16 protein-coding genes are annotated in these 19783 nt (G+C 72.1%); 10 read left to right on the forward strand and 6 right to left on the reverse strand.

Annotated features, from left to right (window positions below):
- Positions 1–3621 (forward strand): SpoIIE family protein phosphatase, encoded by a 3621-nt coding sequence (locus F1615_RS37195; RefSeq protein ID WP_425385667.1) that lies wholly within the window; start codon positions 1–3, stop codon positions 3619–3621.
- 161 nt (positions 3622–3782) lie between these two features.
- On the opposite strand, the gene F1615_RS29685 is transcribed toward F1615_RS37195, so the two are convergent.
- Both F1615_RS29685 and F1615_RS29690 read right to left on the reverse strand, forming a co-directional pair.
- Positions 3783–4880 carry a mechanosensitive ion channel family protein gene (locus tag F1615_RS29685; protein WP_149552136.1) on the reverse strand — a complete coding sequence of 366 codons (1098 nt, stop codon included), beginning with the start codon at positions 4878–4880 and terminating at the stop codon, positions 3783–3785.
- 265 nt (positions 4881–5145) lie between these two features.
- A complete protein-coding gene (locus tag F1615_RS29690; RefSeq protein ID WP_149552181.1) occupies positions 5146–6045 on the reverse strand; it encodes a lysylphosphatidylglycerol synthase domain-containing protein in 900 nt (299 codons plus the stop codon).
- Between the two features lie 174 nt (positions 6046–6219).
- On the opposite strand from F1615_RS29690, the gene F1615_RS29695 reads away from it, so the two are divergent.
- Entirely contained in the window at positions 6220–8112 is a 1893-nt protein-coding gene (locus F1615_RS29695) for an ABC transporter ATP-binding protein (RefSeq protein WP_149552183.1), read from the forward strand.
- A gap of 46 nt (positions 8113–8158) precedes the next feature.
- On the opposite strand, the gene secD is transcribed toward F1615_RS29695, so the two are convergent.
- The 4 genes from secD to F1615_RS29715 are packed head-to-tail and all read right to left on the reverse strand — an operon-like array spanning position 8159 to position 12618.
- Positions 8159–10489, reverse strand: a complete 2331-nt coding sequence (gene secD, locus F1615_RS29700; RefSeq protein WP_167533893.1) for a protein translocase subunit SecD — start codon at positions 10487–10489, stop codon at positions 8159–8161.
- Positions 10490–10532: 43 nt separating this feature from the next.
- A complete protein-coding gene (locus F1615_RS36555) occupies positions 10533–10952 on the reverse strand; it encodes a hypothetical protein (protein WP_244328896.1) in 420 nt (139 codons plus the stop codon).
- A complete protein-coding gene (locus F1615_RS29710; protein ID WP_149552137.1) occupies positions 10949–11635 on the reverse strand; it encodes a response regulator in 687 nt (228 codons plus the stop codon). Before F1615_RS29710 ends, F1615_RS36555 begins: the two co-directional genes overlap by 4 nt.
- A complete protein-coding gene (locus tag F1615_RS29715) occupies positions 11632–12618 on the reverse strand; it encodes a HAMP domain-containing sensor histidine kinase (RefSeq protein ID WP_149552138.1) in 987 nt (328 codons plus the stop codon). The genes F1615_RS29710 and F1615_RS29715 overlap by 4 nt, the downstream gene beginning before the upstream one ends.
- A gap of 271 nt (positions 12619–12889) precedes the next feature.
- Here F1615_RS29715 and F1615_RS29720 point away from each other — a divergent pair, with 271 nt between their 5' ends.
- From F1615_RS29720 to F1615_RS29755, 8 genes are all read left to right on the forward strand, one after another.
- Entirely contained in the window at positions 12890–13216 is a 327-nt protein-coding gene (locus tag F1615_RS29720) for a TraR/DksA family transcriptional regulator (protein WP_149552139.1), read from the forward strand.
- Between the two features lie 48 nt (positions 13217–13264).
- Positions 13265–13630: a TraR/DksA family transcriptional regulator gene (locus F1615_RS29725; protein ID WP_244328897.1), complete on the forward strand. Its 366-nt coding sequence runs from the start codon at positions 13265–13267 to the stop codon at positions 13628–13630.
- Entirely contained in the window at positions 13627–14430 is an 804-nt protein-coding gene (locus F1615_RS29730; RefSeq protein WP_167533894.1) for a rod shape-determining protein, read from the forward strand. The genes F1615_RS29725 and F1615_RS29730 overlap by 4 nt, the downstream gene beginning before the upstream one ends.
- Positions 14431–14473: 43 nt before the next feature.
- Positions 14474–15097: an Rv1733c family protein gene (locus F1615_RS29735; RefSeq protein ID WP_149552141.1), complete on the forward strand. Its 624-nt coding sequence runs from the start codon at positions 14474–14476 to the stop codon at positions 15095–15097.
- 261 nt (positions 15098–15358) lie between these two features.
- On the forward strand, positions 15359–15868 hold the full coding sequence (locus F1615_RS29740; protein WP_149552142.1) for a hypothetical protein: 510 nt from the start codon (positions 15359–15361) through the stop codon (positions 15866–15868).
- Positions 15869–16003: 135 nt separating this feature from the next.
- Positions 16004–17431 carry a flotillin family protein gene (locus F1615_RS29745; protein ID WP_149552143.1) on the forward strand — a complete coding sequence of 476 codons (1428 nt, stop codon included), beginning with the start codon at positions 16004–16006 and terminating at the stop codon, positions 17429–17431.
- 307 nt (positions 17432–17738) lie between these two features.
- Positions 17739–18743 carry a glycoside hydrolase family 11 protein gene (locus F1615_RS29750; RefSeq protein WP_149552144.1) on the forward strand — a complete coding sequence of 335 codons (1005 nt, stop codon included), beginning with the start codon at positions 17739–17741 and terminating at the stop codon, positions 18741–18743.
- Between the two features lie 25 nt (positions 18744–18768).
- Complete coding sequence (locus tag F1615_RS29755; RefSeq protein ID WP_149552145.1) at positions 18769–19767, forward strand: polysaccharide deacetylase family protein; 999 nt, start codon at positions 18769–18771, stop codon at positions 19765–19767.
- Positions 19768–19783: the final 16 nt, after the last annotated feature.

Below are 19783 nucleotides of genomic sequence, written 5' to 3' on the forward strand. Positions count from 1 at the left end.
GTGCTCCAGACCTGGTTCGTCGTCGCCGTCTCGGCCGCGTACCTCGGCCTGCTCTTCGCCGTGGCCTACTACGGTGACCGGCGGGCGGATTCCGGCCGGAGCATCATCAACAATGCCACGGTCTACGCGCTGTCCTTCGGCGTGTACGCCACCTCGTGGACGTACTACGGCAGCGTGGGATGGGCCGCCAGGGCCGGAGTCGGCTTCCTGCCGATCTACCTGGGGCCGACGATCATGCTCGCGCTGGGCTGGCTGGTGCTGCGAAGAATCATCCGGATCAGCCGCCGGCACCGGGTCACCTCGCTGGCCGACTTCGTCTCCGCCCGCTACGGCAAGAGCACCGCACTGGGCGCTCTGGTGACGATCATCGCCGTGGTGGGGGTCATTCCCTACATCTCACTGCAGCTGAAGGCGGTCTCCATCACCTTCGCGACCCTTCGGCGCCACCCCGAGATCACCTCCGCCGCGGAACTGAGCCATATCCCGGTGCTGCAGGACACCGGGCTGTACGCGGCGCTGGTGCTGGCCGCGTTCACCATCCTCTTCGGCACCCGTCATCTGGACGCCACCGAACGCCACGAGGGCATGGTCGCCGCCATCGCGTTCGAGTCCGTGGTCAAGCTCGTGGCGTTCCTCTCCGTCGGGATCTTCGTGGTCTTCTGGATGTTCGGGGGGTTCGACGACCTGTTCTCCCGGGCCGCGGACGCCGGCCACACCACGCTGTTCACGCTGCACGGGCAGACCGGCTACGGCTCCTGGGTCTGGCTGTTGGTGCTGTCCATGCTGGCGATCGTGCTGCTGCCCCGCCAGTGGCAGATCAGCGTGGTCGAGAACGTCGACGAGAGGCACCTCAAACGGGTGCTGTGGCTGTTCCCGCTGTACCTGCTCGTGATCAGTGTCTTCGTTCTTCCGATCGCGGCCGGCGGGCTTCTGCGGTTCGGGACGGGGGCCGACGCCGACACCTTTGTGCTGACCCTGCCGATGGCCGGAGGCCAGGAGGCACTCGCGCTGTTCGTCTTCATCGGTGGCCTCAGCGCGGCCACCAGCATGATCATCGTCGAGACGATCGCGCTCAGCACCATGGTGTCGAACTCACTCGTGATGCCGCTGCTGCTGCGCAGCAAGTCCAGGCTGGCGCACCGGGACAACCTCGCCGGGCTGGTGCTGGGCATCCGCCGGGCCGCCATCATGCTGATCCTGCTGCTCGGCTACGGGTACTTCCGGGTCGCGGGCGGGGAGACGGCACTGGTGTCGATCGGCCTGGTGTCGTTCGCGGCTGTGGCACAGTTCGCACCCGCCATCCTGGGCGGCCTGTTCTGGAAGGGGGGAACCCGCCGGGGCGTCCTGGCCGGCCTGGTGGCGGGGTTCGTCGTGTGGGCGTACACCCTGGTGCTGCCGACCTTCGCCGATGCCGGGCTGCTGTCTGCCGCGTTCTTGCGGGAAGGCCCGCTCGGCATCGGGCTGCTTCGGCCGGAGCAGTTGTTCGGCATGCCGGCGATGGACCCGATCAGTCATGCGATGTTCTGGAGTGCGCTGGTGAACGTCGGCGGGTATGTCGTCGTCTCGCTCGCGGACCGACCGGGCGCTGCGGAGCGGGCGCAGGCGGTGCAGTTCATCGAGGTCCTCGAGGAACCGATCAGGGAGCGACGCTGGCAGGTCCGTGCCACGGTCGGCGAGCTGCAGACCCTGCTGGAGCGCTTCCTGGGGCCGGAGGGCGCCCAGCGCGTGTTGCGCTCCTCCCCCGGAAGGAGACCCGACTCACCGGCAGCCGAAGCGCCGCCGGAGCTGGTCCACCACGTGGAGGCCCAGCTCGCCGGTTCGGTGGGCGCCGCGTCCGCGCGGCTCGCGGTCGCCGCGGTCGCCGGAGAGGAGGAGGTCGGCACCGAAGAAGTGATGCAGATGATCGGAGAGGCGTCACAGAGGGTCGAGCTGGTCCGGTGGCGACTGAAGTTGCTCTACGACGCGACCGGCGGCATCGGCACCACGCTGGACGTGACCCGTACAGCCGAAGAGCTGGCGCAGGTCGCGGTTCCGCGCTTCGCCGACTACGTCACCGTCGACCTGGCCGAGTCCGTGCTGCGCGAGGAGGAACTGGGGGCGGACGGCACCAGCACCGGCATCAAGCGGATGCAGCGCGCGGCCGTCAGCGGCATCCGCGACGACGCCCCCCTGTTCGCCGTCGGCGACCGGTTGACGTTCTCGCCGTCCTCCCCACAGGCCCGCGCCGTCGAGAGCGGCGTGGCGGTCCTGGTGCCGCATCTGCGTGATTCCACGCAGTGGCGGGAAGTGGACCTCGACCCCGCGCGGGGCTCCCGTGTCATCGACTACGGGATCCATTCGCTCATCACGGCGCCGCTGTCCGCCCGCGGCGTGCTGCTGGGCATGGTCCACTTCTGGCGTTCCGAGAAGCCCGAGCCCTTCGACCAGGACGACCTCTCCCTCGCGGCCGAACTGGCCACCCGGGCCTCCGTCTCCGTCGACAACGCGCGCCGCTACACCCGCGAGCACGGCTTGGCCGTGGCGCTGCAGCGGAGGCTGCTGCCCCGCGGGCTGCCCCGACAGAACGCCGTCGAGGTCGCTTCCCGATACCTCCCCGCCCAGGCAGTCGGCGGCGACTGGTTCGACGTCATCCCGCTGCCGGGCGCCAGGGTGGCGCTGGTCATGGGCGACATCGTCGGGCACGGACTGCATGCCGCGGCCACCATGGGGCAGCTGCGCACCGCCGTGCACAACTTCTCCATGCCACTGGACCTGCCGCCGGAGGAACTCCTCAGCCATCTCGACGAGCTGGTCACGCTGATCGACCAGGACGCGATCACGGCCGGCGACAAGACCACCGTCACCGGAGCCACCTGCCTGTACGCGGTCTACGACTCCGTGTCCGGCACCTGTGTCATCGCCAGCGCCGGTCACCCGCCGCCCGCGCTCGTACATCCCGACGGGAGGGTGGAGTTCCTGGACGTGCCGCCCTGCCTTCCCCTGGGCATCGGCGGGCTGCCCTTCGAGGCCACCGAGCTGAGTCTGGCCGAGGGCAGCAGGCTCGTCCTGTTCACGGACGGCCTCGTCGAGCGCCGCGCCCTGGACATCGACGTCGGTCTCCGGCTGCTCGGCGAGACGCTGGCGCGCGCGGACCCGTCGCCCGAGGGGACCTGCGACGCCGTGCTCGACGCCCTGCTCCCCGAGTTCCGGAGCGACGACATCGCACTGCTCGTCGCCCGTACGCGGGTGCTGGGGCCGGGGCAGGTCGCCGAGTGGGACGTGGAGCGCGACCCCGCCGCCGTCAGCCGTGTACGCGCTGCCGTCTCCGCCCGGCTCATGGAGTGGGAGCTGGAGGATCTCGTCTTCACCACGGAGCTGATCTGCAGCGAACTCATCACCAACGCCGTGCGCCACGCCACAGGGCCGATCAAGGCGCGGTTGGTCCTCGACCGTGCGCTCTTCGTCGAGGTCTCCGACCACAGCAGCACCTCGCCGCATCTGCGCTATGCGGCCAGCACGGACGAGGGCGGACGGGGCCTCTTCCTCGTGGCCCAGTTCGCCGAGCGCTGGGGCACGCGCTACACCAAGGAGGGCAAGGTCATCTGGGCGGAGCAGACAACACCGGGGACGCGCGGAGGCTGACCGGCGCCGCCCGCGGACCCGGCCGCACGCCGGGCGTGCGTGAGCTCCTCGGGATGCTCACGGGAAACAGGCCGGTGATGAGCCCGTCGCCGGGACGGACCGCCAGGACGGGCGTCGAGCGCGCCGTCGAGGCGGACCGCCCAGGGCCGCGCGCCCGGTCCTCAGATCGGCCGGGTCGTGGTCATGTCGTCCGGCGCGGACTCCGCGCCCCGCTGCTGGGGGATCAGCGCCGCGCCCTGCTGGAGTGCCACCGTCCGCGCGGGCGACGGGATGCGGATGCCCTCCTGGCGGTAGCGGCGGTGCAGGCGCTTGATGAACTCGTGCTTGATCCGGTACTGGTCGCTGAACTCGCCCACGCCCAGGATCACGGTGAACCCGATGCGGGAGTCGCCGAAGGTGTGGAAGCGCACCGCCGGCTCGTGCTCCGGCACGGCGCCGGTGATCTCGGTCATCACCTCGGTGACGACCTCCTTCGTCACCGCCTCCACCTCCTCCAGGTCACTGTCGTACGACACGCCGGCCTGTACCAGGATGGTCAGCTGCTGCTCGGGACGCATGAAGTTGGTCATGTTCGTCTTGGCGAGCTGCCCGTTCGGGATGACCACCAGGTTGTTGGACAGCTCACGGACGGTCGTCTGCCGCCAGTTGATGTCCTCGACGTAGCCCTCTTCACCGCTGCTCAGCCGGATGTAGTCGCCGGGCTGCACGGTCTTGGAGGCGAGGATGTGGATGCCCGCGAACAGGTTGGCGAGCGTGTCCTGGAGCGCCAGGGCCACCGCCAGACCGCCGACGCCGAGGGCGGTGAGGAGCGGGGCGATCGAGATGCCCAGCGTCTGGAGCCCCACCAGGAAGCCGATCGCCAGGACCAGGATCCGGGTGATGTTCGTGAAGATGGTCGCCGACCCGGCGACGCCGGAGCGGGACTGGGTGACCGAGCGCACCAGGCCCGCCACCACCCGGGCCGCCGACACGGTCGCGGCGAAGATGACCATGATGGTCAGCGTCTGGTTGACGTTGTGCTGCACGGTCCGGGTCAGCGGCAGCGCCGCCGCCGCGGAGGCCGCCCCGGCCGCGACGGCGGCCCACGGCGCGATCATGCGCAGCGCGTCCACCAGGACGTCGTCCCCGCGCCAGTTGGTGCGTTCGGCGTGCCCGCCCAGCCAGCGCAGCAGCATCCGGAGCAGGAACGCCGCCAGGATGCCGGCGGCGAGGGCGATGCCGGCGAACACCAGATCGTCCATGGTGAGGGAGCGGGTCACCGCTCACCTCCGGCGAAATCCCCGGCCGACGGCCGTATGTGAAGTCGTGTCACGTGTGTCACCTGCTCGAGTTCTACGGGTCTACGAGTGCCGCGCCGCCCTGGCCCGAAGCCGGCACGACCGCTCATCCTGCCGTATGCCGAGGGGCAGTTCGTACCACGCCCGGGGCCAGGGGTCCGTGAACCGGCCATGCCGTCCCACCCACGGGCACCACCCGGCCGGCCGGGCCTTCGGCGGGCCGGAACGGAGCCGTCCGCGCCGCGGGTCAGATCACCTTCAGCCGCACCAGCGCGCCCAGTGTCAACGCCCCCGGCAGCAGCGGCAGCCACACCGTGACGACCCGGAAGACCAGCACCACCGCCGTGGCCGGCGCGGCCGCCCCGCCCACCGCCACCAGCGCGACGACCAGCGCCGCCTCCACCGAGCCCAGCCCGCCCGGAGTGGGCACCAGCGCCACCGCGACCGTCGCCGCCAGATACGCCACCGCCATGTGGGCGGGCGGCACCGACAGCCCGAACGCCGTGCCCACCAGCACCAGCGCGGTCGCCTGCAACGCGGGGAAGGCGAGCGCCCCGCCCCACAGCGCCAGCGCCCGGGAGGGCACGGCGTGCACCGACCGCGCCTCGCCCAGCGCCGTGCGCAGGAACGAGCGGACCGCCCCGCGCAGCCGCCGTACGGCCGCGAGCACGCCCACCGCGACGGCCAGGACCGCGGCGACCGCGAGCAGCAGCGGGCCGAACGCCCCCTCGGGCAGCAGCGAGCCGAACCGCAGTGCGCCCGGGAACGCCACGAGCAGGGCGGCCAGCAGCCCCACCCGGCCGACGGACTCCGCGAGGAGGTACAGCGCCAGAGCGGCGGAGGAGCGGGCCGGCGTCAGCCCGCACACCGTCATGAACCGCAGATTGACCGCGCTCGCGCCCAGACCCGTCGGCAGCATGTGGTTCGCCGCGCCCGCCGCGAACTGCGCGGCCAGCAGCCGCCGTCCGGGCAGCCGTTCCACCACCGCGCCCTGCCGGGTGAAGGCGGCCGCCACCCAGGTCAGGCAGGTCGCACCCGCCGCGGCCAGCAGCCAGGGCCACCGGGCGGTCGCCAGCAGGGCGAAACCCTCGGCCAGCACCGACCGGTGCCGCACCGCGATCACGGTCACGAACAGCAGCGGCAGCACGCACAGGACCCGGCGGATCGTCCGCGTCGCATCCACCGGGCGTGTCCGCCGCGCGCCGGCGGCGGGCTGCGGCAGCCCCGACGGCTCCTCACGGCACGGAAGCGGCCCGTGGAGCGGAGCCGCCTCGTTCTTGACCTCAATCATGGTCAAGGTTCTACCGTCGTCGGCATGAGCATGGAGACCACAGCGTGGACACAGCTGCGCAGCGTCATGTCCGCCGAGGACGAGCACCGCCCCGTCACGAGGGAGACCCTGCGCCGGATCGGCGCCTTCGCCCGCCCGCACCGCCGCCGGCTCGTCCTGTTCGTGCTGCTCGGCACCGCGACCGCGGCGCTCGCCGTCGCCACCCCCGTACTGGCCGGACGCGTCGTGGACACGATCGTGTCCGGCGGCGACGAGGCCACGGTCGTCCGCCTGGCCCTTCTCATCGCGCTGATCGCGATCGTGGAGGCCGCCCTCGGCGTACTGGGCCGGCGGCTGTCGGCGGCGCTCGGCGAGGAACTCATCCTCGATCTGCGGACAGCGGTGTTCGACCATGTCCAACGTATGCCCGTCGCGTTCTTCACACGCACCCGTACGGGAGCGCTCGTCTCCCGTCTCAACAACGACGTCATCGGCGCCCAACGCGCCTTCAGCAACACGCTGTCGACCGTGGTCGGCAACGTGGTCGCCCTGGTGCTCACCCTCGCCGTGATGCTCACCCTGTCCTGGCAGATCACCCTGCTGGCGCTGGTGCTGCTGCCGGTGTTCGTGATCCCGGCCCGGCGGATGGGCCGCCGCATGGCCGGCATGCAGCGCGAGGCCGCCGCCCTGAACGCGGCCATGGGCACCCGTATGACCGAGCGGTTCTCCGCGCCCGGCGCCACCCTGGTGAAGCTGTTCGGACGGCCGGAGGAGGAGTCGGAGGAGTTCGCGGCGCGCGCCCGCCGGGTGCGGGACATCGGCGTCCGCACGGCCACGGCGCAGACGGTGTTCATCACCGCGCTGACCCTCGTCTCCGCGCTCGCCCTCGCCCTGGTCTACGGCCTCGGCGGCCGGCTCGCCCTGACCGGCGCCCTGGAACCGGGCGCGGTGGTGGCGCTCGCGCTGCTGCTCACCCGGCTGTACGCGCCGCTCACCTCGCTGGCCGGGGCGCGCGTCGAGGTGATGAGTGCGCTGGTCAGCTTCGAGCGCGTCTTCGAGGTCCTGGACCTGGAGCCGCTCATCCGGGAGAAGCCGGACGCACGTGAGCTGCCCGACGGCCCGGTGTCCGTCGAGTTCGACGACGTCCGCTTCGGCTACCCGTCCGCCGACAAGGTCTCCCTGGCCTCCCTGGAGGAGGTCGCCGCCCTCGACACACGCGGGGGCGAAGAGGTCCTGCACGGCATCTCCTTCCGCGCCGAGCCGGGGCAGACCGTCGCCCTCGTCGGCTCCTCCGGCGCCGGCAAGTCGACCATCGCGGCGCTGCTGCCGCGGCTCTACGACGTCGACGCGGGCGCCGTCCGCGTGGGCGGCGTGGACGTCCGCGACCTGACGGCCCGGTCGCTGCGCGCCACCCTCGGCATGGTCACCCAGGACGGTCACCTCTTCCACGACACGGTCCGCGCGAACCTGCTGCTGGCCCGGCCGGACGCGAGCGAGGACGACCTGTGGCACGCCCTGCGGCGGGCCCGCCTCGACACCCTCGTACGGGCCCTGCCCGACGGCCTGGACACGGTGGTCGGCGAACGCGGCTACCGGCTCTCCGGCGGCGAACGCCAGCGCATGACCATCGCCCGGCTGCTGCTGGCCCGTCAGCGGGTCGTCATCCTCGACGAGGCCACCGCCCACCTGGACAACACCTCCGAGGCCGCCGTCCAGGAGGCACTCACCGAGGCGCTGGAGGGCAGGACGGCGGTGGTGATCGCCCACCGTCTGTCCACCGTCCGCGCGGCCGACCTCATCCTGGTCGTCGAGGCCGGCCGGATCGTGGAACGGGGCACGCACGAGCAGCTGCTCGCCGCGGGCGGCCGCTACGCCGAGCTGTACCGCACCCAGTTCGCCACCCGGCAGGACGACCAGGACCGCGACGCACCGGCGGCGGCCTGACCACGTCGCACCCGCACGGCGGCTCCCTCGCGGGAACCGCCCCGCGTCACCGTCCCCGGCTGGTGGCCCCGGCCCGGTCCGCGGCCTCCCCGGCGCCGGACGTCGCCCGCCCGGAACCGCCGCGGTCGCGACCGCGGCGCTTGCCGCCGCCCTTGTCGCCCTTGCCTCCACCGGCGTACGCGTCGAGCTCGATGGCGAGCGGCGAGGCGGTCAGCACCGACGAGTACGTGCCCACGAGCATGCCGATCAGCAGGGCGAGCGCGAAGTCGGTGAGCGAGTCACCGCCCAGCACGGCCAGTGCGGCCAGGATGAAGAGCACACCGATACCGGTGTTGACCGTACGGGGCACCGTCTGGAGGATCGCCCGGTTGGTGACCTGGGCCAGCGGCGCCTTGCCGTCCTTCCGCCACAGCTCGCGGATCCGGTCGAACACCACCACCGAGTCGTTCACCGAGTAACCGATCACGGTCAGCAGCGCCGCCAGGAACACGCCGTCGATCGGCTTGCCCAGCCAGGCGAAGATGCCGGTGAGGATCACCACGTCGTGCGCCAGGGCGGCCACCGCCCCCGCACCGAACATCCAGCGGAACCGCACGGCCAGGTACAGCAGCTGCGCGCCGAGTGCCAGACCGAGCGCGATCAGCGCGTTGCGCCGCAGCTCGTCGCCGAGGCTCGGGCCGATCAGCTCGTCACGGACCTTCTCCGCCCCGCCGCCGACCTCGGCGATGGCGTCGGCCACCTCGACCGCCTCCGCGTTGGTCAGCTCCTCGGTGCGCACCGTCAGCTTGTCGTCGCCCGAGGACTGCACGACCGCCTGCGGGAAGCCGGCGTCGGCCAGCGCCTCCCGGGCCCGGTCCGGGTCGACGGTGGTGCCGGTGGAGTACTCGATCAGGCGGCCGCCGGTGAACTCCACACCGAAGTTCAGCCCGCGCACCGCGATGCCCGCGCCGGTGACGGCGAGCACGAGGGCGGACACGGCCAGCCAGCGGCGCGGGCGCCGCATCAGCTGCGGGTCGCGGCGGGTGAGGTACGCGCGGACCCGGCCGACCGAGGCCAGACCCGTGAGCCCCGGCCTGCGGTACACCCAGCGGCGGGTCACGGCGAACTCGGCGAGCACCCGGGTGATCACCAGGGCACTGATCATGGACGCGAGGACACCGATGCCCAGCGTGACGCCGAATCCCTTCACGGGACCGGACGCGAGCAGGAACAGCAGCGCCGCCGCGATCAGCGTGGTGACGTTGGAGTCCGCGATGGCGCTGAACGCGCCCTTGAAGCCGGCGGTCAGGGCCGAGCGGCTGCTGGGCCGGTTGCGCTTGCCGTACTCCTCCCGGGCCCGTTCGAAGACCAGCACGTTGGCGTCCACCGCCATGCCGATGGCCAGCACGAAACCGGCGAGACCGGGCAGGGTCAGCGTCGCGCCGAGGGCCGCCAGACCGGCGTAGGAGATGAGGCCGTAGCAGAGCAGGGCCAGGGTGGCCAGGACGCCCATGAGCCGGTAGACGACGATGATGAAGAGCGCGGTCAGGGCGGTGCCGACGACGGCCGCCCAGGCGCTCGCCTCGATGGCCTCGGCGCCCAGCGTCGGGCCCACGGTCCGCTGCTCGACCGTCTCGACCGGCACCGGCAGGGCTCCGCCCTTGATCAGCAACGCGAGCTCCTTGGCCTCGTCGCTGGTGAAGGAACCGGTGATCTGGGTGGACCCTCCGGTGATGCCCGCGCCGCAGGCGACGGACGGGTCGACCTGGGGCGAGGAGATGATCTTGTCGTCGAGCACGATCGCGACCCGGCGCTTCGGGTCGCCCGCCGGGTGGCACGCCGCCTCACCGGTCAGCCGGGCCCAGCCCTTGCCGTCCTCGAAGTCCACGGTGACGTGCCAGCCGGCGCCGCTCTGCTGGTCGAAGAGGCCCTCGGCGTCCTTCACGTCCTGGCCGGTGAGCGCGGCGGCGCCCAGGCGGAGCCGCTCGCCGGACTCGTCGGGCAGCACCCGTTCGCCCTTGTCCTGCGGCTTGTCGGTCCCGGTGGCGGTGCCGAGCACGGAGTGGACGGAGAGCTGTGCGGTACGGCCCAGGACGTCGGCCGCCTGCCGCGGGTCCTGCAGTCCGGGCAGTTCGACGATGATCCGGTTCTCACCGGAGCGGACGATGCCCGGTTCGGCCACGCCGAGCGCGTCGACACGGCCGCGCAGCACCTCCAGGGTGCGGTCGGTGGCCTCCCCGTCGGCCTCGACGGTCTCGGTGGAACGGGTCTCCAGCACGATCTGGGTGCCGCCCCGCAGATCCAGCCCCAGACGGACCGGAACGGTGACGGCGATGAACACGGATGCGGCGATCACGGCGAGCGCGAACAACGCCCTGACGCGGGCGGGACGTTTCACAGATGCCTCCAGCAGGCACGCGGAGATGGGGAAAGGGGAGTCTTCAGGTGCTGGAGGCGGCGGGCGGGGCCCGCCCCAGATCCGACGGCATGTGCGCGGCGGTGGACGGCACGTGCCCGGCCACCGGCGCGGGACGCGCCGGCCGCGGCGGCACGGGCGGCGTGTACGCCGCGGTGAAGAGCGGATGCCCGGCGGACACCGTCCGCTCACCCGCGTCCCGCTCCGGCCTGGTGAGAACGGTGCGGGCGCCGACGTAGGCGTCGTCGCCGTACGGACGGGTGTCGGAGGAGTACGACGAAGGGGCGGGGGACACCGCGGGGGAGGACGCGGACAGGGCGCCGGGGACGAGCCCGGCACCGCCGGTCACCCCGAGGGTCAGCAGTACGGCCGCGAAGGCGGCGAGGACCGCGGCGGCACCGCGGAACGGAAGGCGGGTGGAACGTCCCCGCGGGCCGGCGGTCAAGGCTCGACGAGCCCGGCGCGAATGGCGTAACGGGTCAGCTCGAGGCGGTCCCGCAGCCCCAGCTTGTGCAGCAGGTTCTCACGGTGCCGCTGCACCGTCTTGACGCTGATGAACAGCAGCTCGGCGATCTCCTTGGACGAGTGGCCCTCGGCGACGAGCTTCAGCACCTCCTCCTCGCGCGGCGTCAGCAGCTGCTCCGGAGCCTCCTCCCCGTGCCGCACCCGGTCGAGGTAGTTGCGGATCAGGGCCGTCACCGCACCCGGGTACAGGAACGGCTCGTCCCGCATCGCGGCCCGGCAGGCGGCGACCAGATCACGGTCGGCGACGGACTTGAGCACGTAGCCGCCCGCTCCCGCCTTCAGCGCCTGGAACAGGTACTGCTCGTTGTCGTGCATCGTCAGCATCAGGATGCGCAGCCCGGGCTTCAGCGCCGTCAGCTCGCGCGCGGCCTGCAGACCGGTCAGCCGCGGCATGGCGATGTCCAGGACCGCCAGGTCGACGTCGTGGGAGCGGGCCATGGCGATCGCCTCCGCACCGTCACCCGCCTCGGCGACCACCTCCAGGTCCGGCTCCCGGTCCAGGATGAGCCGGACGCCGCGCCGCACCAGCGCGTGGTCGTCGGCGAGCAGGATCCGGATCGTGGGCTGCGTCCGGTGGTCGGCGGGGATGTCCTGATGGGTCATGACTGCTTCCTGACGGCGGGCACGCTGAGCCGGACACGTGTCCCGTTCCCTGATGCGGAGGTTGCGGAGGTCCCGCGCGGGCTCGAGATGTCCAGCATGGCCCCGATCAGCAGCGCGCGTTCCCGCATTCCGCGAAGCCCGGCGCCCTCCCGCGCGGCACCGAGGCCGCGCCCGTCGTCGTTCACCTCCAGGACGACGAGCCCGTCGGCGCCGCGCAGGCTCACCTCCACGCACCGTGCCTCGGCGTGCCGCGCGGCATTGGTCAGACTCTCCTGCGCCACCCGGTAAATCACCAGCTCCGTCTCGTGGTCCAGTACCGGCAGATCCGAGTCGAACCGGCGCAGCACCCGCAGCCCGGTGTGCGTGGCGAACTCGGTGGCCAGCGACGTCACCGCGCTGACCAGCCCGAGGTCGTCCAGCACCCCCGGCCGCAGCCGGCGCACCAGCCGACGGACCTCGTCCAGGCTCTCCCGGGTGATCTCCTGCGCCTGCTGGAGCTCACCGCGCAGCGGCTCGGACGCCTCGTCCGACGCCCGCTTGAGGGCCAGCAGCACGGCGGTCATGCTCTGCCCGACCTCGTCGTGCAGCTCCTGGGCGATCCGGCGCCGCTCGCCTTCCTGGGCGAGGATGGCGCGGGCGCTGCTCGCGGCGCGCTCCCCCTCAAGCCGCTCCAGCATGGAGTTGAAGGTGCTGACCAGCTCGGCGACCTCGCCCCCGCCCCGCACGGGCAGCCGCTGACCGGGGCGCAGCAGGTCCACGGTGGTCATCAGCCGGGTCACCCGGTCCAGCGGGGCGAGTCCGATGCGCAGCAGGGCCGCGTTGGCGACGAGCATGACGCCGAGCCCGCCCACCAGGATCACCGCCTCGGTGAGCAGCACCGGAACGGACACGGTCACCGGAGCCCACAGCAGCAGCGCGGTGGCACTGCCCAGCACCACCGCGTTGAGCCCGAAGATCCGCCAGTACAGGGACACGGAGGTCACGCCTTCCTCTTCCTCGTCTGCCTCTACTGTCGGTCACCGTGCCCCGTCGTGCGGCCGCGACCCCCTGGTCGCGGCGGACAGCGGCCAGCGTGCACGGCGCGCACGGTCCGGGTCGATGGGCCCCGCACCCCATTTCCGGCGGCCCGCCCGACCCATCCCGGACGGGGTGGGTCCTTCGACCCCGCACAGATGGGTACCGCGCCCGATGGGCACGGAGCCGGGGACGGGCGATGGTGAGGACATCACCCGTACGTCATCGAGGAGGACCCCCGTGTCGCTCGACCTGCCCCGCACCGAACCGCGCACCGCCCACCCGGCCGCGGACGAGGTCCGTCAGCGGCTCGAACACGCCCGCACGACCCGGCTGGCACAGCTCAAGGCCCTCGGTGACACCGGGCAGAGTCCCGGTGACCACCTGATGTCCAACCAGATCGACGCCATCAGGCGCGTCCTCACGGAGATCGACGAGGCCTTCGCCCGCGTCGACGACGGCACCTACGGCACCTGCCTCGGCTGCTCCAAGGCCGTCCCGCCGGAGCGTCTGGAGATCCTCCCGCACACCCGGTACTGCGTCGCCTGCCAGCGCCGCGCGGCCTGACCCCCGCCCGGCCCTCCTCCTCTCCCGCTCTGCCCAAGGGGTGCAGTGGTGACCCACCAGACCATCGGCGAGCGCGACACGGCCCTCACCCCCGAGGACCTCGCCGCGCTGCGCGAGAACCTGCACGAGCAGCGGCTGTTCCGGCAGGAGCAGCTGCGGCAGTTCGCCTCGGCGTCCCGTGCCGACGACCGGCGCCGGCAGGCGGACGCCGCCCGGATCGAGGTCGGTGTCAAACTCGCCGCCTCCGCCCGCATGGTGCTCGCCGACGTCGAGGCGGCGCTCGCCCGGATGGACTCCGGGCAGTACGGCACGTGCCATCTGTGCCGCCGCCCGGTCGAACGCCACCGCCTGCTGATCGTCCCCCAGGCCCGCTACTGCGGGCGCTGCCAGCAGGTGAGGGAGGCCGGCCGGTGACCGTGATCCGGCACCCCCGGCCGGCACCCGTCCGTCACCGGCACTGGCCGCTGTGCCGGCGCTGCTCGGGTATCGCTCTCGACCTCGGCAGCGCCCGCACACGCGCGTGGATCGCCGGGCGGGGGATGGTCCTCGACGTGCCCACCGTGACGTTCCCGGGCACCGGGGCCGTCCACCCCATCCAGCGCGGCACCATCGTCGACACCCCCGGCACCGCCCGCATGCTGGACCGGCTCCTCGGACACCGGATGCCCAGGATCGGCCGCCCGCTCGTCGTGCTCACGGCACCGGTCCTGGACGGGCTCGCCTTCCGCACCGCGGCCCGCACGGCCGTCCAGATCCTCCGGCCACGCGCCGTACTGACCGTTCCGGGCGCGCGGGCGGTGGCCCTGGCAGCGGGCGCCGACCACATCAGGCCGCTGCTCGTCGTGGACATCGGCGCCCACCTCACCGAGGTGGTGCTCCTCGCCGACGGTGCCGTGACCGACGCCCGGCGCACCGCACTGGGCACCGGCGACCTGAGTGACGGCACGCCACCCGAGCGCGTCGCCGAGGCGGTGACCGGGATGGTGACTGCGATGCTGCGGCAGGACCGCACCGCGCTCACCCGCACCGCCCTGCGCCGTGGCGTCCTGCTGGCCGGCGGCGGCGCGCTGCGCCCCGACATCACCCGCGGCCTTCCCGACCGCCTCGGCTGCCCGGTCCAGCCGGTGCCCTCCCCGCACACCGCCGCCGTGCGGGGTGCCGCCGGCCTCCTCGCCGCGGCGCACCACCACCCCTCGGTCACCGGAACCGTCTGAACCGTCCCGGGTGCCTGCGACCCCACACGAAGGGAGAGACGACGTGGCGGGCGAGATACCTCCGGCCCAGCCGCCCCCCGGCCCACCCCCGCGCCCCCTGCTGTGGCGCTGGCGGCGCAACCCCCTGCGCCGCCGCACCGACGCGCTCCAGGCATGGCTGGGCCTCGGGGTGCTGATCACCGTACTGGCCGTGGCTCCCGTGGTCGCCGTCCTCGTGGCGGACACCGCCCGCGGCCACTACGAGGACACCGCCCGCCACCAGAAGCAGACCCGGTACGAGGCCGACGCGGCACTCACCGAGGACGCTCCCCGCCACCCGGAGCCCGGCTCGGACGAGGAGAAGAGGACCCGCTACCCCGTCGAGGTGCGCGTCGTCACCCGCGAGGGACGGACCCGCACCACACGGACCGAGGTCCAGCCGGGGCTGACGGCCGGCAACACCGTACGCATCTGGGTCACCGCCGACGGCGAGGCGACCGACGCGCCGCTGACCGCCGGGGAGATCCGCAGCCGCACCATGGGCTGGGCCCTCGTCGCCGCCATCGGTGTCGCCCTGACCGGCGCCGCCGCCCACGCCCTGACCGGCCTCGCGCTGCGCCGCCGCAATCTGGCCCACTGGGACACGGCCTGGGCGGAGACGGCCCCGCGCTGGACGACACCCACATGAGGCACGGTCACTGGAGTACTGCCGGAGTCGGGCAAGACATCAGATCTGTCCGACCTCCCCGGAGTCCGCGACCGCGTACGGCCTCGCCGGTCGCGCTCCACATTGCCGCCCGGTGCCCCGAACAGGAGCGGAATCGCGGCATCCGGTGGAAGGCGGCATCAAGGGCGCGTAAAGATTGCCGGGTTCGGGCAATGTGCCGCACCCCGGCCACATGGGAACATGTGTGCGCGGGGGAGGACGTCGAGCGAAAGCGGGGGCCCTGTGGAGTGGTTCGTGGGTCTCGGTGTGGCGGGACTGGTTCTGCTGCTGCTCTCGTTGGTCTTCGACGGGATCCTTGAAGGCGTGTTCGACGGCGTGCTGGACGGGCTGTTCGACGGGCTGCTGTCCCTTCCGGTGATCGCCGGGTTCGTTTCCATGCTCGGCTTCGGCGGAGCGATCGTGCTCGGCACGACGGACATCGGAGTCACCGGGGCGACGGCGACCGGCGTGCTGGCGGGGGCCGGCGCGGGCTGGCTGACCTGGAAGCTGAGCCGGCTCCTGATGCGGGACCAGACCGATGCCACGCCGCGGGGCGGCGATCTCATCGGCACCTCGGGCTCCGTGGTGACCGCCATTCCGGCCGACGGATACGGCGAGGTGCTGGTGCATCTCGCCGGACAGCCGCTGAAACTGGCCGCCAAGTGCCCGGTGCCCGTGGCCCGGGGCGCCGAGATCTGGGTGGAATCGGCGCTGTCCGCGACCTCGGTGGCGGTCCGCCCGGTCGAGCGCTGACACCGCCGGAGCACCGCACGACAGCGCCCGGCACGGCGGCGCACACTGCCGTGCCGCGCCCGCGTCCCTTCCCGCGACCGTTCCCGAACCGATCCGAACCGCCGTCCCCCGGGAGGGCTGAGGAGATACACGAGCATGAGCCCAGTACTGATCGCCGTGGTCGGAGTCGTCGTACTCGTCGTCCTGCTGGCCCTGGTGGTGGTCACCCGTTACAAGGTGGCGGGCCCCAGTGAGGCGTTCATCGTCACCGGACGGCGCGGCAAGAAGTCCACCGATCCCGAGACCGGCCGGATCTTCACCGACAACAGCGGCCAGAAGGTCGTGGTCGGCGGCGGCGTCTTCGTCGTGCCGTTCGTCCAGCAGAAGTTCACCCTCGACCTGTCCAGCCGGCACATCCCGATCGCCGTCCGGGGCGCCGTCACCCTGCGCGGGGTGAAGGCCAACCTGGAGGGCGTCGCCATCGTCAAGGTCGGCGGTACCGAGGACTCGATCCGCGCCGCCGCCCAGCGCTTCCTGCAGCAGCAGGACGGCATCGTCGGGTTCACCCAGGAGGTGCTGTCCGGCGCCCTGCGCTCCATCGTCGGACGCATGTCGGTCGAGGACATCATCCGTGACCGCGCGGCCTTCGCCGGCCAGGTCGCGGAGGAGGCCGAGGCAAGCCTGTCCGGGCAGGGCCTGGTGCTGGACGCGTTCCAGATCCAGGACATCACCACCGAGGGTTCCTACCTCGAGGACCTCGGCCGGCCCGAGGCGGCCCGCGCCAAGCAGGAGGCCGACATCGCCGAGGCCGTCGCCCGGCGGGCCTCCGAGCAGGCGCGGCTCAAGGCGGAGGAGGAGATCGCGATCGCGCAGCGCACCTTCGCCCTGAAGCAGGCCGAGATCAAGGCCGAGACGGACGAGGCGGCCGCCCGCGCCAACGCCGCCGGCCCGCTCGCCGAGGCGGCCCGGCAGCAGGAGGTCCTGCAGGAGCAGGAGAAGGTCGCCACCCGGCAGGCCGCGCTGACCGACCGTGAGCTGGACACCAAGGTCCGCAAGCCCGCCGACGCCGCCCGCTACCAGGCCGAGCAGGAGGCGGAGGCCCGCCGTATCGCCCTGGTCAAGGAGGCCGAGGCGGCCGCCGAGCGGGCCAGGCTGACGGGTGAGGGTGAGAAGGCCCAGCGCGCGGCCCTCGCCGACGCCGTGCGCATGGAGGGTGACGCCGAGGCGGCCGCGATCGCCGCGAAGGGCGCGGCGGAGGCCGAGGCGATGCACAAGAAGGCCGACGCCTTCGAGCGGTACGGCGACGCGGCCGTGCTCCAGATGGTGGTCGAGGTGCTGCCGCAGGTCGTCGGCAAGGCGGCAGAGCCGCTGGCCGCCGTGGACAAGCTGACCGTCATCTCCACGGACGGCGCGGGTCAACTCCCGCGCGCGGTCGCCGACAACGTCGCCCAGGGCATGGAACTGCTCAGCTCCACCACCGGCGTCGACCTCGCCCAGCTCCTCCAGGGACTGGCCCAGCGGGGCAAGCCGGCGACGCCCGCCCCCGTGGAGGCCGGCAACGGGAAGGTCGACATCACGGAGTGAGTCGCACGCCCAGGGAGCCCGGACGCCGGACAGGCGTCCGGGCTCCGGTGTTGTGCAGCGACGGAATGCCCTTCGAAACATTCGATGACTGCCCATCACGCTTCGGCGCTGTACTGTCGCTTGGTGCCGCACCCCTCAAGGGAACCCGTTTAGTGAGCCGGTTGAACTGGGATGACGCACACCGGGGCCCTGGTTCGATCAAGCGAAGATTTCGAAACATTCACCGAAACTGTTGACGGTTGACGCGCACAGGCCAACACTGTCCGGCATCGACCTCCCCATCGAGCCGTCACAGGAGGCGCACCACATGAACGTGTCCGCACCCCCGAAGGCCCGCAGACGCGGCCGCCTGCTGCTCAGCGTCAGGAGTGTCTGGACCATCGCGCTGGCCGCCGTCACCGCGCTGCTCCTGACCGCCACCACCGCCACCGCCGCCGTCACCACGAACCAGACCGGCACCAACAACGGCTGGTGGTACTCGTTCTGGACCGACGCCCAGGGAACCGTCTCCATGGACCTGGGCTCCGGCGGCAACTACAGCACCCGGTGGAGCAACACCGGCAACTTCGTCGCCGGAAAGGGCTGGAGCACCGGCGGGCGCAAGACCGTCAACTACTCCGGCTCCTTCAACCCGTCCGGCAACGCCTACCTGACGCTCTACGGCTGGACCACCAGCCCGCTCATCGAGTACTACATCGTCGACAACTGGGGCACCTACCGGCCCACCGGCGAGTACAAGGGCACCGTCACCACCGACGGCGGCACGTACGACATCTACAAGACGACCCGGTACAACGCCCCCTCCATCGAGGGCACCAGGACCTTCGACCAGTACTGGAGCGTCCGGCAGTCGAAGCGCACCGGCGGCACCATCACCAGCGGCAACCACTTCGACGCGTGGGCCGGCAAGGGGATGAACCTGGGCAACCACAACTACATGATCATGGCCACCGAGGGCTACCAGAGCAGCGGCAGCTCGAACATCACCGTGAGTGAAGGCTCCGGCGGTGGCGGTGGCGGTGGCGGTGGCGGCGGTGGCGACACCGGCGGCTGCACCGCGACGCTCTCCGCCGGAGAGAGGTTCGGCGACCGGTACAACCTCAACGTCTCGGTGACCGGCTCCAGCAACTGGACCGTGACCATGCGGGTCCCCTCCCCGGCGAAGGTCTCCTCGACCTGGAACGTCAGCGCCTCCTACCCCGACGCCCAGACGCTGGTCGCCAAGCCCAACGGCAGCGGCAACAACTGGGGAGCCACGATCCAGACCAACGGCAACTGGACCTGGCCGACGGTCTCCTGCAGCGCCGGCTGACCCGCGTACGAGGAGGACCCCTCACATGAGCACCGGAAAGCGACAGCCCGTCACCCGGTACCTGATCCCGGGTCTGGCCGTCGCCGCACTGACCGTGGCAGGCACCGTGACCTCGGCCGTCGACGCCACCCCGGCGCGCGCGGCCGACTGCAACGGCTACGTCGGACTCACCTTCGACGACGGCCCTTCGACCAGCACCACCATGAGCCTGCTGAACGCGCTCAGGCAGAACGGGCTGCGGGCCACGATGTTCAACCAGGGCCAGTACGCCGCCGCCCACCCCTCCCTGGTGAAGGCCCAGGTGGACGCCGGCATGTGGGTCGCCAACCACAGCTACACCCACCCCCACATGACCCAGCTGAGCCAGTCCCAGATGGACTCGGAGATCGCCCGCACCCAGCAGGCGATCGCGGCGGCCGGCGGCGGCACACCGAAGCTGTTCCGCCCGCCCTACGGCGAGACCAACTCGACGCTGCGCGCGGTGGAGGCGAAGTACGGCCTGACCGAGGTCATCTGGGACGTCGACTCGCAGGACTGGAACAACGCGAGCACCGACGCCATCGTGCAGGCCGCCTCCCGGCTGACCAACGGGCAGGTGATCCTGATGCACGACTGGCCGGCCAACACCATCGCCGCGATCCCGCGCATCGCGCAGAACCTGGCCTCCCGGGGCCTGTGCGCCGGCATGATCTCCCCGGCGACCGGCCGCGCGGTGGCCCCCGACGGCTCCGGCGGCGGGGGAGGGGGCGGCGGAGGCGGTGCCTGCACCGCGACCCTGTCCGCGGGCAGCCGCTGGAGCGACCGCTACAACCTCAACGTCTCGGTCAGCGGTTCGGACAACTGGACCGTGACCATGAACGTGCCGTCCCCGGCGAAGGTCTCCTCGACCTGGAACGTCAGCGCTTCCTACCCCGACAGCCAGACGCTCGTGGCCAAGTCCAACGGCAGCGGCGACAACTGGGGGGTGACGATCCAGACGAACGGCAACTGGAACTGGCCGACCGTCTCCTGCAGCACCACCTGAGCAAGGGGCGGGCCGC

The sequence above is a fragment of the Streptomyces marokkonensis genome (genome assembly GCF_008312835.1).
GTDB classification, from domain to species: Bacteria; Actinomycetota; Actinomycetes; order Streptomycetales; family Streptomycetaceae; genus Streptomyces; species Streptomyces marokkonensis_A.